Annotated in this window: 10 protein-coding genes; 3 read left to right on the forward strand and 7 right to left on the reverse strand. The window is 68.5% G+C overall.

Going from position 1 to position 14,206, the window contains the following annotated elements; translation table 11 throughout:
* Positions 1–66: 66 nt before the first annotated feature.
* Both AC3A84_RS11665 and AC3A84_RS11670 read right to left on the reverse strand, forming a co-directional pair.
* Positions 67–762, reverse strand: coding sequence for a response regulator (locus AC3A84_RS11665; protein WP_487969786.1), 696 nt, complete (start codon positions 760–762; stop codon positions 67–69).
* Positions 763–844: 82 nt separating this feature from the next.
* Positions 845–1,363 carry a MarR family winged helix-turn-helix transcriptional regulator gene (locus tag AC3A84_RS11670; protein ID WP_487969787.1) on the reverse strand — a complete coding sequence of 173 codons (519 nt, stop codon included), beginning with the start codon at positions 1,361–1,363 and terminating at the stop codon, positions 845–847.
* 143 nt (positions 1,364–1,506) lie between these two features.
* On the opposite strand from AC3A84_RS11670, the gene recA reads away from it, so the two are divergent.
* From recA to AC3A84_RS11685, 3 genes are all read left to right on the forward strand, one after another.
* Positions 1,507–2,604 (forward strand): recombinase RecA, encoded by a 1,098-nt coding sequence (gene recA, locus AC3A84_RS11675; RefSeq protein ID WP_487969788.1) that lies wholly within the window; start codon positions 1,507–1,509, stop codon positions 2,602–2,604.
* A gap of 121 nt (positions 2,605–2,725) precedes the next feature.
* Positions 2,726–3,223: a recombination regulator RecX gene (recX, locus tag AC3A84_RS11680; protein WP_487969789.1), complete on the forward strand. Its 498-nt coding sequence runs from the start codon at positions 2,726–2,728 to the stop codon at positions 3,221–3,223.
* Between the two features lie 148 nt (positions 3,224–3,371).
* Complete coding sequence (locus AC3A84_RS11685) at positions 3,372–4,352, forward strand: tripartite tricarboxylate transporter substrate-binding protein (RefSeq protein ID WP_487969790.1); 981 nt, start codon at positions 3,372–3,374, stop codon at positions 4,350–4,352.
* Positions 4,353–4,374: 22 nt separating this feature from the next.
* Here the strand turns inward: AC3A84_RS11685 and AC3A84_RS11690 are convergent, their stop codons facing one another.
* From AC3A84_RS11690 to AC3A84_RS11710, 5 genes are all read right to left on the reverse strand, one after another.
* A complete protein-coding gene (locus AC3A84_RS11690; protein WP_487969791.1) occupies positions 4,375–6,735 on the reverse strand; it encodes a DUF1631 family protein in 2,361 nt (786 codons plus the stop codon).
* Between the two features lie 131 nt (positions 6,736–6,866).
* A complete protein-coding gene (secF, locus tag AC3A84_RS11695) occupies positions 6,867–7,820 on the reverse strand; it encodes a protein translocase subunit SecF (RefSeq protein ID WP_487969792.1) in 954 nt (317 codons plus the stop codon).
* Positions 7,821–7,832: 12 nt separating this feature from the next.
* Positions 7,833–9,725: a protein translocase subunit SecD gene (gene secD / locus AC3A84_RS11700; protein WP_487969793.1), complete on the reverse strand. Its 1,893-nt coding sequence runs from the start codon at positions 9,723–9,725 to the stop codon at positions 7,833–7,835.
* Positions 9,726–9,865: 140 nt separating this feature from the next.
* Entirely contained in the window at positions 9,866–10,201 is a 336-nt protein-coding gene (gene yajC / locus AC3A84_RS11705; RefSeq protein WP_092938150.1) for a preprotein translocase subunit YajC, read from the reverse strand.
* A 267-nt stretch (positions 10,202–10,468) separates the two neighbouring features.
* Positions 10,469–14,035, reverse strand: coding sequence for an indolepyruvate ferredoxin oxidoreductase family protein (locus tag AC3A84_RS11710; RefSeq protein WP_487969794.1), 3,567 nt, complete (start codon positions 14,033–14,035; stop codon positions 10,469–10,471).
* Positions 14,036–14,206 lie beyond the last annotated feature (171 nt).

Here is a 14,206-nt window from a genome sequence, read left to right on the forward strand (position 1 = left end):
GCCCTGGCGCAGGTGGATCAAGCGCATATAGCTATTGAAAACATAGCAAATGCGCTACTTCGCGCATCAGGCGGCCGGCCGATCGGCGGGTGCCGCCACCTTCTCGAGGCAGTAGCCCAGCCCGCGCACGGTGGCGATGCGGATCGGGCCGCGCTCGATCTTCTTGCGCAGGCGGTGGATATAGACCTCGATGGCGTTGTTGCTCACCTCTTCGCCCCATTCGCAGAGGCGCTCGACCAGCTGCTCCTTGCTGACCAGGCGGCCTGCGCGCTGCAGCAGCACCTCCAGCAGGCCCAGCTCGCGCGCCGACAGCTCCACCATGCGCCCGTCGATGGTGGCCACGCGGCCGGCCTGGTCATAGACCAGCGGGCCGTGGCGGATGACGCTGGTGGTGCCGCCCATGCCGCGCCGCGTCAGTGCACGCACGCGCGCTTCCAGCTCCTGCAGCGAGAACGGCTTGGCCATGTAGTCGTCGGCGCCGAAGTCCAGGCCTTTGACGCGCTCGTCCACGCTGTCGGCGGCGGTGAGGATCAGCACCGGCATGGCCGATCCCCGGCCGCGCAGGCGCTTGAGCACCTCCAGCCCGTGCAGGCGCGGCAGGCCCAGATCGAGGATGAGCAGATCGAATTCGCTGTTAGCCATGAGCGCGGCGTCGGCCTCGGCGCCGCTCGCCACATGGTCCACCGCCGCGCCGGAGCCGCGCAGCGTGCGCAGCAGTCCATCGGCCAACACCTGGTCGTCTTCGGCGATGAGGATGCGCATGGGAATGTCTCCTGGATTCTTCTGTGGGGCACAGCGGGGGGCGTGCAGCGATTCTAGGAGCGGGCCGGCCGCACGGGGGCGTTCACGCCGCGCTGCCGTCGCCGCCGGCATAGGCCTCCAGGCCCAGCGCGACCACGGCCGCCACCTCGGCGCCCACGGCGTCTCGGAACTCCACCTCGGCCCGCGCCACCGCGCGCTGGAAGGCCTGCAGCCAGGCCCGCCCCGTGGCCGTGAAACGCACGCGCCGTGCGCGCGCATCCAGCGGATCGGGCTCGCGCACCACCAGGCCCCAGGCCTCGCACTGCTCCACCAGCGCCGCCATGGACTGCTTGGCCATGCCCGCCCGCGCGGCCAGGTCGGTCAGCCGGTCGCCCTGCAGCGAAAGGTGCCGCGTGATGTGGATGTGCGCCGCGCTGACCTGCTCGCGCGCGGCGAGGTTGGAAAGCGCCAGCGGCACCTGCACGTCGTGCGCCATCAGCTCCAGCACGCGCGCATCGAAGCGGCGCATGGCGTGGCCCAGCAGCCGGCCCAGGTGGGTGAGGCGCCAGGCGTCGTCGCGCAAGTCGGCGGGCGAAGGATTTGCAGGGTCGGTGGAAACCATCCGGATATTGTCAGGCAAACTGACCATTTGATGCATTGCAGAGCAGATACACCACCCCTACACTACTGTTCAAGCATCCAGCCTGTGCTTAACAGCAGACAGTCCTGGAACCCCGCACCTCACCGTTTCTCAAGGAGTTTTCCATGGACGTCGCCGTCAAGAACCCCAACCCCGCCCAACCCGTCAACGCCGAAAAGGCCAAGGCCCTGCAGGCCGCGCTGGCCCAGATCGAGAAGCAGTTCGGCAAGGGCACGATCATGCGCCTGGGCGAAGGCGAGGTGATCGAAGACATCCAGGTCGTCTCCACCGGCTCGCTGGGCCTGGACGTGGCCCTGGGCGTGGGCGGTCTGCCGCGCGGCCGCGTGGTCGAGATCTACGGCCCGGAAAGCTCGGGCAAGACGACGCTCACGCTGCAGGTGATCGCGCAGATGCAGAAGCTGGGCGGCCAGTGCGCCTTCGTCGATGCCGAACATGCGCTCGACGTGCAATACGCCCAGAAGCTGGGCGTGCAGCTCTCCGACCTGCTCATCAGCCAGCCCGACACCGGCGAACAGGCCCTGGAGATCGTGGACAGCCTGGTGCGCTCCGGTGCCGTCGATCTGATCGTGGTGGACTCGGTCGCCGCGCTCACGCCCAAGGCTGAAATCGAAGGCGAGATGGGCGACGCCCTGCCGGGCCTGCAGGCCCGGCTGATGAGCCAGGCGCTGCGCAAGCTCACCGCCACGATCAAGAAGACCAACTGCATGGTCATCTTCATCAACCAGATCCGCATGAAGATCGGCGTGATGTTCGGCAGCCCCGAAACCACGACGGGCGGCAACGCGCTGAAGTTCTACGCCTCCGTGCGCCTGGACATCCGCCGCACCGGCACCATCAAGAAGGGCGACGAAGCCATCGGCAACGAAACCAAGGTCAAGGTGGTGAAGAACAAGGTGAGCCCGCCCTTCAAGACGGCCGAGTTCGACATCCTCTTCGGCGAAGGCATCAGCCGCGAAGGCGAGATCATCGACATGGGCGTGGAAGCGCGCATCATCGAAAAGAGCGGCGCCTGGTACGCCTACAACGGCGAGAAGATCGGCCAGGGCCGCGACAACGCGCGTGAATTCCTGCGCGAGAACGCCGACCTCGCCATCGAGATCGAGAACAAGGTCCGCGAAGGTCTGGGCATCGCCCTGCTGCCCGGAGGCGCACCGGCCGAAGGCGCGGGCAAGACCGAAAAGGCCGCCAAGGCCGAGAAGTAAGCCGCAGCCCAACAGCAGCCCGCCCGGCGACGGGCGACGGGCTTGGGGGCCCCAACAGCGCCAGGCGCCCTGCGAACGGGCGCCTGGCGCTTCCATTTCGATAGCATCCGCCACATCCACCATGGGTTTCGCCAGCCTCTCCCTCAAGGGCCGCGCCCTGCGCCTGCTGGCGCAGCGCGAGCATTCGCGCAGCGAGCTGCAGACCAAGCTGGCGCGCCACGTGCAGGAGGGCGATGACCTCGCCGCCGTGCTCGACGAGCTGGAGGCCAAGGATTTCATCAACGCCGAGCGCGTAGCCGAATCGGTGGTGAACCGCCGCGCTGCCCGCCTGGGCACCCAGCGCGTGGTGCAGGAGCTGCGCAGCAAAGGGCTGGACGACGCGCTCGTGCGCGCCACGGCCGAGCGCCTGAAGGACACCGAGTTCGAGCGTGCCCGCGAGGTCTGGCGCCGCCGTTTCGGCAGCCCGCCTGCCAGCCTGCAGGAGCGCGTGCGGCAGACCCGCTTCCTCGTCGCGCGCGGCTTCGGCGGCGACACGGTGCGCCGCGTGCTGGGCAGCGCGGCGGACGACGCCTCCGAAGGCGACGCCGGAGACCAAGGCGGCTGGGACGACGAGGCCTGACGCACAGGCGCCCTGCTGTCCATCCGGCTCATGCCGGCACGGCATAGCAGCCAGACCGCGCAGCCCTCTCGCCATACCGGACGGCAGCGGGCATAGTGGCTCCCCGCCGCTCGCCCCGCAGGGCGGCGAGCGAGAGGAGACATTCCGCATGCAGAGAAGACAACTGGCTGCCGCGCTGATGGCGCTGGGCACGGCCCCCCTTTCCACCCTGGCACGGGCGCAGGGTGCGCTGTCCTCCCGCCCCATCCGCATCGTCGTGCCCTTCAGCCCGGGCGGCGTGGCCGACCTCACGGTGCGCAGCGTGGCGCAGAAGATGGCCGCCTCGATGGGCCAGAGCATCGTGGTGGACAACAAGCCGGGCGCCGGCGGCATCGTGGCGGCCGACGCCGTGGCCAAGGCCGCACCCGACGGCCACACGCTGCTGCTGATGTCCAATGGCACGGCCGTGAGTGCCGGCCTCTTCGCCACCCTGCCCTATGACACGCTCAAGGACTTCGCGCCCATCTCCACGCTGGGCTATTTCGATCTGGCCGTGCTGGTACCCGCGGGCAGCCGGTTCGCGTCGATGCAGGCGTTGATTGCGCACGCACGCGCCCATCCCGGTCAGCTCAACATCGCCACCATCAACACCGGCAGCACCCAGCATCTGGCGGCCGAGCTGCTCAAGAGCATGCTGGGCATCGACGTGCAGGTCGTGCCCTTCAACGGGACACCCGCTGTGGTGACGGCGCTGCGCGGCGGACAGGTGGATGCGGCGGTGGAGATCCTCGCGCCGGTGATGGCCCAGGTCACGGGCGGCGCCCTGCGCGCGCTGGCCGTGCTGGGCGCCCGCCGCGCCCCCGCGCTGCCGAACACGCCCACGGTGGCCGAAAGCGATGCCGCCGGCCGGGGCCTGGACGTGGCCTCGTGGAACGCGCTGGCAGCACCCGCACGCACGCCGCTCGAGCTCATCGCCCGGCTCAACGCCGAGGTGCAGAAGGCCCTGGCCGCACCCGATCTGAAGCAGACCCTGCAGGGATTCGGCGTACAGGCGCGCGGCAGCACGCCCGAGCAACTGGCGGCCTTGCTGGCAAGCGAAGTGCAGCGCTGGTCCGCCGTGATCCAGCGGGCGGGCATTCCGAAACAGTGAGTTGCGCCGTTGCGGGCCCGGCTCAGCCCAGCAGGCGCTCCGGGTTGGCGCCGATCTTGGCCAACGCATCGCGCGTGGCCCGGGTGGTGATGCCCTCTTCGTCCTGCGCCACCAGCAGCCCCGCCTGCAGGTAGGCGCCCAGGCGGCGCAGCTGGATAAGATAGTTGCGGCCATCAGGCGCAGCGAACAGGTGCAGCTGCCGGCGCTCGCTACGCCAGGCATATTGCACCTGCGAGGAGGAGCCGTTGTGGTCCAGGGTGAACCACTGGCCCGGCAGCAGCTCCTGCGCCGCTGCCAGCGCCTCGGCCGACACGGGAACATCGTTGTCTGCCACCACGTGGATCGAGGAGGCGTCGATGCCCAGCAGCATCTCGATGCTGTCGGCATTGAGCGGCATGTCGCCCAACATGTCCTCGGACAGATAGTCCTCCAGCCGATCCAGCCGCTGCACCAGGGCGTCGATGTGGGCCTGCGGAATGGCCGCGGTCTTGGACAGGAAGGCGTCGGCCAGCGTGTCGGTCAGCACCTTCATCTGCGCGTCCTGGGCGGCATCGTGGACGCCCACCAGCGCCAGGCCCTGGCGCACGCGCTGCAGCAACGCCGGCAGGCTCTGGATGACCTGCGCCCGGTCGGTGCGATTGGGCTTGGCGCTGGCAGCCCAGACCAGGTCGGCGGCCGTGCGCTTGAGCGCGGTGGTTTCCGCGTGCCTCGGGCCGTCACGCACGGCAGACAGGGCCAGCACCTCGGCCCAGGTCTTGAAGAGGAATTCGCGGATCTCGTCGCGCACCGGCATGTCCTTGAGCAGGGAACGCAGCTCGATGGTGTACTGGATGGCAAGGGTCTCGCGCTGCTCCACCTGCTGCGCCACCGTCACCAGGCGCGCCGTATCGGAACGCTCGGTGAGGAAGCCGGCGAGGAATTTCTCGAATTCGTCGTAAACCAGCTGGAAGACGCGCTGCCCGGTTTCCGGATATTGCTCGATCACTTGCACCACGCGGCGGATCTCTCGTTCGATGGCACTGCCACCAATGACCGACGGATCGAAGCCCAGCACCACCGCGCCCATGCGGTCGATGAGCAGGCGCGCGGGGTGATTCATGTCTCCGAAGAACTTGGGCTCGGCCAGTGCCACGCGCAGCACCGGCACCTGCAGGCGGGCGAACCACACACGCACCGAGGGCGGAATGCGGTCTTCGCTCAGGATGCTCTGAAACATCAGCGCCACGACCTCGATGACGGCCTTCTCGCTCGGGTTGGAAGCCTTCTCCTTGAGCTCGGCGGCCCGATCGCGCAACTGGCCGGCCAGTTGCATGATCGACGCCGGGCTGTAGTCCTCGACCATGCTGGCCAAACCGCTGACATAGAAGCTATCGGCCTGCACACGCTGAGCCGCCAGCGCCTGAGCCAACGCCGAAGACGGTGCAGCGACAGGTGCCGGGGCAGAGCCCGCCCCGGTGTCCGGCACGGGGCCGTCGGAGGCGAAGCCCCCGCCGGTTTGACCCAGCAGGCGCCACAGCTGCCCCATCACGCCCTGCGCCCGCATGCGCGCCCGCCCCATGGGCGTGGCCGGCGCGGTGCCGTCGTGCTCTGCCTCATCGCCGCTCCAGGCGGCTCCCGGCTGCGGGAAGGCCTGCTGCCCCTGGCCGGCGGAGCCCCCGGGACCACGCCCCGGGCCCTGGCCCCGGCTGGAGTTTGCAAAGCCCTTGGGCACGCCCGCGCTACCGCTGGTGCGGCGCACCCGGGAGCGCAGGTCATTCATCGCCTGCACACCCTGCGCCTCCAACAGCGTTATCGCCTGCTGGTACTGCGCCTCGACCAGCCGGGAGAGTTCTCGCTGCAAAGTGTCCAGGGGCAACTGCAGGTCGGCGCGTGGCAGGCCCGCATGCACCCATTGATCCACCAGCATGAGGCACAGGGCCTCGGGCCGAAGCACATCGCCGCTTTCCAGCTCCATGCCATCGAGCTGAAGCATGCGCTGTCGCAGCCCCTCATAGGCGAGATCGGACTGCTCGGCCACCGTGAGGGCCAGGCGGGATGCGACGATCTTGCTCTCGACCACGTCGTCGCTCAGCAGCTCGAAGCCGTCGAAAGACCCAGACAGCGCGCTGCGTGCGGTATTGACCACCGGCGCTAGGCTGCTGCGCCAGGCGAGGGCCAGGCCCTCGATCCAGGTATGGCGGTATTGCTGGTAGCGCGTGAAGGCGTCACGCCAGGCCTGCATCTCCCGCTGGGTGGCCGTCTTGCCCGTCAGTTCGAGCAGGTATTCGTGCAACTGCGCATCCAGCGCTGGCAGGCCCGCGCACAGCCCTTCCACGAACCGGTGCCGCACGACACGGCCGAGCCGGCGGTGGGAAGGGGATGACGGGGAGGCTGCGCTTTGCATGGTTGCAGGATCTTAGCGGCACCCTCGGCGCCTGCCGTAGGGGCAAACCGACACCCTTTGACGCCGAGAGCCCTCTTTGCCGGGCCGGTGCCTGGGTACGCGGCCGCCGACCCGGCGGCCGCGCCGAATCTTCAGACGGTGGCCCCTGCGTTGGGATCGTTGGGATCGCCTTCCTTGCGGGCCGGCGCCTTGACCAGGTCCTCGCGCTTGACACCCAGCCACATGGCGATGGCCGCGGCCACGAACACCGACGAATAGATGCCGAACAGGATGCCGATGGTCAGCGCCAGCGCGAAGTAGTGCAGGCTGGGGCCCCCAAAGAAGAACATGGAGAGCACCACCGCCTCGGTGGAGGCGTGGGTAATGATGGTGCGGCTCATGGTGCTGGTGATGGCGTGGTCGATGACCTCGCGCGTGTCCATCTTGCGGTACTTGCGGAAGGCCTCGCGGATCCGGTCGAAGATCACCACCGATTCGTTCACCGAGTAGCCCAGCACCGCGAGCACGCCCGCCAGCACGGCCAGCGAGAACTCCCACTGGAAGAAGGCGAAGAAGCCCAGGATGATCACCACGTCGTGCAGGTTGGCGATCACCGCGGCCACGCCGAACTTCCATTCGAAGCGGAAGGCCAGATAGATCACGATGCCCAGCACCACCACGCCCAGGGCCATCAGGCCGCCGTGGACCAGTTCCTCGCCCACCTGGGGGCCGACGAACTCGGTGCGGCGCAACGTCACGCCAGGGTCGGATGCCTTGAGCGCGCCCAGCACCTGCTCGCTCTGCTGAGCCGAGGTCACGCCCTTTTGCACCGGCAGGCGGATCATCACGTCGCGCGAGGTGCCGAAGTTCTGCACGACCACGTCGGCATAGCCCAGGCCGGCGACGGTGTCGCGCACCTTGCCGATGTCGGCGGTCTGGGTGTAGGCCACCTCCATGACCGTGCCGCCCGTGAATTCGACCGACAGGTGCAGCCCGCGCGTGAGCAGGAAGAACACCGCGAGCGCGAAGGTGATGAAGGACACCGCGTTGAGGACCAACGCGTACTTCATGAACGGGATGTCTTTCTTGATGCGGAAAAATTCCATGATCCGCTCCCTTTATTGGTTCTTGCCGGCCACCGGGCGCGTGGCAGCGCTCTCGGGTTTCCAGACCTGGCCGATGGACACGCTCTTGAGCTTCTTCTTGCGGCCATACCAGAGGTTGACCAGGCCGCGCGAGAAGAACACGGCCGAGAACATGCTGGTCAGGATGCCGATGCAATGCACGACGGCGAAGCCGCGCACCGGGCCGGAGCCGAAGGCCAGCAGCGCCAGGCCCGCGATCAGCGTGGTGACGTTGGAGTCCAAGATGGTCGCCCAGGCGCGCTCATAGCCCGCGTGGATGGCCGCCTGAGGCGAAACGCCCGCGCGCAGCTCCTCGCGGATGCGCTCGTTGATCAGCACGTTGGAGTCGATGGCCACGCCCAGCGCCAGCGCCATGGCGGCGATGCCGGGCAGGGTCAGCGTGGCCTGCAGCATGGACAGGATGGCCAGCAACAGCAGCACGTTCACCGACAGTGCGATGGAGGAGATCACGCCGAACAGCGCGTAGTAGATGCACATGAACACCGAGATGGCGACGAAGCCCCAGACCACGCTGTGGATGCCGCGCTGGATGTTGTCCTCGCCCAGGCTCGGGCCGATGGTGTATTCCTCGATGATCTCCATGGGCGCGGCCAGCGAGCCGGCGCGCAGCAGCAGCGCGGTGTCATTGGCTTCGGCGGTGCTCATGCGGCCGGAGATCTGCACGCGGCCGCCGCCGATCTCGCTGCGGATCACGGGTGCCGTGACGACCTCGCCCTTGCCCTTTTCGAAGAGCACGATGGCCATGCGCTTGCCGATGTTGTCGCGGGTGATGTCGCGGAAGATGCGCGAGCCCTTGGCGTCCAGCGTCAGGTTGACGGTGGGCTCCTGGGTCTGGCTGTCGAAGCCGGGCTGCGCGTCGGTCAGGTTGTCGCCGGTCAGGATGACCTGCTTCTTGACGATGATGGCCTGGCCGTTGCGGTCGAGGTACTTCTCGGAGCCGAAGGGCACGGGGCCGGAGCCCATCTCCGCGGAGCGGGCGTCGGAGCCCTCGTCCACCATGCGCACTTCCAGCGTCGCGGTGCGGCCCAGGATGTCCTTGGCCTTGGCCGTGTCCTGCACGCCGGGCAGTTGCACGATGATGCGGTCCAGGCCCTGCTGCTGGATCACCGGCTCGGCCACGCCGAGTTCGTTGATCCGGTTGTGCAGCGTGACCATGTTCTGCTTGAGCGCCTGCTCCTGCACGCGGCGCACGGCCTCGGGCTTGATGGTGGCGCGCAGGCGGAAGCCGTCGCCGTCGGGCGAGCTGGTGGTCTGCAGGTCGGCGAACTGGTCGGCGATCAAGTTGCGCACGGCCGTCAGCGTGGCGTCGTCGCGCACGCGGATGTCCACCGCATCGCCGTCGCGGGTGATGCCTCCGTGGCGGATGTTCTTGTCGCGCAGCGTGGTGCGCAGATCACCGGCCAGCGATTCGGCCTTCTTGGTCAGGGCCGCGGCCATGTCCACCTGCAGCATGAAGTGCACGCCGCCGCGCAGGTCCAGCCCCAGGTACATGGGGCGCGCGTGCAGCGCCGTCAGCCACGCGGGCGAGCGCGAGACCAGGTTCAGCGCCACGATGTAGGAAGGATCGTTTGCGTCGGTGACCAGGGCGCGCTGGATGGCGTCCTTGGCCTTGAGCTGGGTGTCGGGCGTGTCGAAGCGCGCGCGCACCGAGTTGCCTTCGAGCACGACCTGATCGGCGTTGACGCCGGCCGCCTGCAGCGCGGTCTCGACCCGCTGCAGCGTGGCCGTGTCCACCTTGACGGTGGACTTGGCCGAGGAAACCTGCACCGCAGGCGCCTCACCGAAGAAATTGGGCAGGGTGTAGAGCACCCCCACCAGCAGGACGATCACCAGGATCGCGTACTTCCAGACCGGGTAACGGTTCATGTTCGCGCTCTTCTATCAGTTATGGACCCAGGCCAGCAGACGCCGCGCAAGGGCCGCCCCGCAGCGCTGGCGTCGCCCCCTTCTCCCATCGCGTGGCGATGGGATGGGGTGCGCGGCGCAGCCGCTCCGGGGGTTGTCCTTTACTTGACCGTGCCCTTGGGCAGCACCTGCGCCACGGCGCTGCGCTGGATCTGCACTTCCACGCCCGAGGCGATCTCGAGGTGCAGATAGCCTTCGGACAGGCGCGAGACGCGGCCCAGCAGGCCGCCGGAGGTGACGATCTCGTCGCCCTTGGCGATGGCTTCGATCATGGCGCGGTGCTCTTTCTGGCGCTTCATCTGGGGGCGGATCATGATGAAGTACAGCACCACGAACATGAGCACCAGCGGCAGCATGCCGGTGAGCGAGCCCATCAGGCCGCCTCCGGTGGCGGCAGCGGCAGGAGCGGTTTGGGCGAATGCGGAAGAGATGAACACGGCGGGAAACTCCACGAAAGTGAGAGAAAGGGTCGATTCGGCAGCCCGCCCGGCAGCTTGCGCGGCCGGGCGGACGTAACCGCGCATTGTATTCGTGGCCCATGCCGGGGCTGCGCCATACCCCGGCCCCTACCGGGCCATGGTGGCCGGCAGCGCCGGCGGCGGCCCCTCACCAAGCAATCAAAGCCCGGAAGCGCCCGTTGAACGGGCGCATGCAGCTATCAAAAGTGGAGCGCACCATCACCCACCGGACCGAGCACCGCCGCTTCAGGCGCTGCGGCGGCCGGCCTGGGGGTCGCGCCATTGGCCTAGCAGCGCCTCCCACTGCGGCCGCACGCTGGCCAGGTGGCGGGCCTTGACGTGGCCGTAGCCGCGGATGCCTTCGGGGATGCGGGCAATCTCCACCGCCAGCGGCAGGCGGGCGGCGTCCAGCCCGGCCAGCAGCTCTTCGATGCAGGCGCGGTATTGCTGGATCAGCGCGCGCTCGGTGCGGCGCTCCTCGGTGCGGCCGAAGGGGTCGAGCGCCGTGCCGCGCAGGCCTTTGCAGCGGGCCAGCACGGCGAAGGCGCGGCGCATCCAGGGCCCGAAGGCCTGCTTGACCGGCTCGCCGCGCGCGTTGGTGCGGCCCAGCAGCGGCGGCGCCAGGTGATGCACGACGCGGTAGTCGCCCTCGAACATGCCGTCGATGCGGGCGGCGAAGGCGGCGTCGGTGTGCAGGCGCGCGACCTCGTACTCGTCCTTGTAGGCCATCAGCTTGAAGAGGTAGCGCGCGACGGCCTCGGTCAGGCGCGTGCCGCTGCCCAGCCGGGCCTCGGCCGCCTGCACCTGGCCCACGAAGGCCTGGTAGTCGGCGGCATAAGCTGCGTTCTGGTAGGCGGTGAGGAAGTCCACGCGCTTGGCGATCATCTCGCCCAGCCCCGGCTGCTTCACGAACTGGATCACCTGCGCGGCCCGGAAGAGCGCCTGCACCGCGGCCAGGTCGTGCGCGCAGCGGCGGCCCCATTCGAAGGCGGCCTGGTTGTTCTCGACCTGCACGCCGTTGAGCGCCATCGCCCGCATCAGCGCCGCATGCGAGAGCGGCACGCGGCCCTGCTGCCAGGCGTAGCCCAGCATCAGCGGGTTGGTGTAGATGCTGTCGCCCAGCAGCTGGGTGGCGACCTGCTCGGCGTCGAAGGCGCCCAGCCCGGCCTGCCCCACCGTGGCGGTGATGGCGGCTTCGCAGCTGCCGGTGGGAAACTGCCAGTCCGGGTCGTTCACGAAGCTGGCCGAGGGCGTGCCGTGCGTGTTGAGCACCACGTAGGTGCGCCCGGGCTGCATGGCGGCCAGCGTGGTGCGGGTAGCGGCCACGATGGCGTCGCAGCCGATGACCAGGTCGGCCTTGGCCGTGTCCACCTTGGTGGTGTAGATGGCCTCGGGCCGGTTGGCGATCTGGATGTGGCTCCAGGTGGCACCGCCCTTTTGCGCGAGGCCCGCGGAGTCCTGCGTGATGACGCCCTTGCCGTCCAGGTGCGCGGCCATGCCCAGCAGCGATCCGATGGTGATCACGCCCGTGCCGCCCACGCCCGCCACGACGATGCCCCAGGCCGCCTCGGCCACCGGCAGCACCGGCTGCGGAAGGGGCGGCATGGCGGAGAGGTCGCCCTTCTTTTCCGTCCTGGGCTTCTTGAGCTTGCCGCCTTCGACGGTGACGAAGCTGGGGCAGAAGCCCTTCACGCAGGAATAGTCCTTGTTGCAGCTGTTCTGGTTGATGCGGCGCTTGCGGCCGAATTCGGTCTCCACCGGCTCGACCGAGAGGCAGTTGGACTGCACCGAGCAGTCGCCGCAGCCCTCGCAGACCAGCTCGTTGATGACCACCGTCTTGTCGGGCGTGGCCAGCGTGCCGCGCTTCCTGCGGCGGCGCTTTTCGGTGGCGCAGGTCTGGTCGTAGATGATGGCGGTGCAGCCGGGAATCTCGCGGAACTCGCGCTGGATCGCGTCCAGCTCGTCGCGGTGATGCACGCTGACACCCGCGGCCAGCGGCGCGCCCTGGTACTTGGCCGGCTCGTCGGTCACGATGACCAGCTTCGCCACGCCCTCGGCCGTGAGGCTGTTCATGATCTGCAGCACCGAATGGCCCTCGGGCCGCTCGCCCACCTGCTGGCCGCCGGTCATGGCCACCGCGTCGTTGTAGAGCACCTTGTAGGTGATGTTGGCGCCCGCGGCGATGCTCTGGCGGATGGCCAGGAGCCCGCTGTGGAAGTAGGTGCCGTCGCCCAGGTTGGCGAAGACGTGCTTTTCCCGCGTGAACGGCTGCTGGCCCACCCAGGTCACGCCCTCGCCGCCCATCTGCGTGAAGGTGGAGGTGTGGCGCCCCGGCATCCAGTTGACCATGTAGTGGCAGCCGATGCCGGCGACGGCGCGTGAACCGTCAGGCACGCGGGTGCTGGTGTTGTGCGGGCAGCCGCTGCAGAACCAGGGCGTGCGATCGCCCGTCTCCACCTTGAGCTCGGCCATGCCGCGCTCGCGCGCATCGATCACGGCCAGGCGCTCGTCCATGCGCGCCGCCACGTCGGCCGGCACGCCCAGCTTCTTCAGGCGCTTGGCGATGGCACGGGCGATGATGGCCGGCGTCAGGTCGGCCTTCGGGCGCAGCAGCCAGTTCTGGCTGGGGTTGGGCATGCTCCACTCGCCGCCGGAGTTGTCGCCCTCCACCTCGTCGAACTTGCCCAGCACGTTGGGGCGCACGTCGGCGCGCCAGTTGTAGAGCTCTTCCTTGATCTGGTATTCGATGACCTGGCGCTTTTCCTCCACCACCAGGATCTCCTGCAGCCCCTCGGCGAAGTCGCGGGTGATGGTGGCCTCCAGCGGCCAGACCACGTTCACCTTGTGCAGGCGCACGCCCAGCTGGTGGCAGACGTCTTCGTCCAGCCCCAGGTCGATCAGCGCCTGGCGCGTGTCGTTGAAGGCCTTGCCGCTGGCGATGATGCCGAAGCGGTCCTGCGGGCCGGCGATGACGTTGTAGTTGAGCCGGTTGGCGCGGATGTACGCGAGGGCCGCGTACCACTTGTAGTCCATGAGCCGCGCCTCCTGCTCCAGCGGCGCGTCGGGCCAGCGGATGTGCAGGCCGCCGGGCGGCATGGCGAAGTCCTCGGGCAGCACGATCTTCACGCGGCCCGGATCCACCGAGATGCTGCTGGACGACTCCACCACCTCCTGGATGGTCTTCATGCCCGCCCACACGCCCGAGAAGCGGCTGAGCGCGAAGGCGTGCAAGCCCATGTCCAGGATCTCCTGCACGCTGCTCGGGAAGAACACCGGCAGCCCGCAGGCCTTGAAGATGTGGTCGCTCTGGTGCGGCGCGGTGCTGCTCTTGCTGATGTGGTCGTCGCCCGCGATGGCGATCACGCCGCCGTGCCGGGCCGTGCCGGCCATGTTGGCGTGCTTGAACACGTCCGAGCACCGGTCCACGCCCGGGCCCTTGCCGTACCAGATGCCGAACACGCCGTCGTACTTCTTCTGCTCAGGGTAGAGGTCCAGCTGCTGCGTGCCCCAGACCGCCGTGGCGCCCAGCTCCTCGTTCACGCCAGGCTGGAAGACGATGTGGTTGTCGGCCAGATGCTTCTTCGCAGCCCAGAGCGCCTGGTCGTAGCCGCCCAGGGGCGAGCCCCGGTAGCCGCTGATGAAGCCGGCCGTGTTCAGCCCGGCCACCGCGTCGCGCTGGCGCTGCAGCATGGGCAGGCGCACCAGGGCCTGCACGCCGCTCATGAAGGCGCGGCCTTCCGGCAGGGTGTACTTATCCTCCAAGGACACCGTCTCAAGGGCGCGGCGGATGTGTTCGGGCAGCGGGGCGTTCATGGTCTTGTCTCTCCATCGTCGTGGGGCCGCAGCCTCGTGGGTACGGCGTGTCGGCGCGCCCGGTGGGGCGGGGGCCTTTTCGGTCCAGTGTAGGGACGCAGCCCCGATATGTCCTTTCTCGTTCATGCCGTGTTTACCCTCGTTTCAGAAAGATCCTTTCTCGAAACAATC

It is taken from the genome of Paracidovorax sp. (assembly GCF_057642795.1).

Excerpts from the sequence above, each read along its gene's own strand:
- recA (WP_487969788.1), top strand. The coding sequence starts at position 1,507 with ATGGACGTCGCCGTCAAGAACCCCAACCCCGCCCAACCCGTCAACGCC.
- AC3A84_RS11670 (WP_487969787.1), bottom strand. The coding sequence starts at position 1,363 with ATGGTTTCCACCGACCCTGCAAATCCTTCGCCCGCCGACTTGCGCGAC.
- recX (WP_487969789.1), top strand. The coding sequence starts at position 2,726 with ATGGGTTTCGCCAGCCTCTCCCTCAAGGGCCGCGCCCTGCGCCTGCTG.
- secF (WP_487969792.1), bottom strand. The coding sequence starts at position 7,820 with ATGGAATTTTTCCGCATCAAGAAAGACATCCCGTTCATGAAGTACGCG.
- AC3A84_RS11690 (WP_487969791.1), bottom strand. The coding sequence starts at position 6,735 with ATGCAAAGCGCAGCCTCCCCGTCATCCCCTTCCCACCGCCGGCTCGGC.
- AC3A84_RS11685 (WP_487969790.1), top strand. The coding sequence starts at position 3,372 with ATGCAGAGAAGACAACTGGCTGCCGCGCTGATGGCGCTGGGCACGGCC.
- AC3A84_RS11665 (WP_487969786.1), bottom strand. The coding sequence starts at position 762 with ATGCGCATCCTCATCGCCGAAGACGACCAGGTGTTGGCCGATGGACTG.
- AC3A84_RS11710 (WP_487969794.1), bottom strand. The coding sequence starts at position 14,035 with ATGAACGCCCCGCTGCCCGAACACATCCGCCGCGCCCTTGAGACGGTG.
- secD (WP_487969793.1), bottom strand. The coding sequence starts at position 9,725 with ATGAACCGTTACCCGGTCTGGAAGTACGCGATCCTGGTGATCGTCCTG.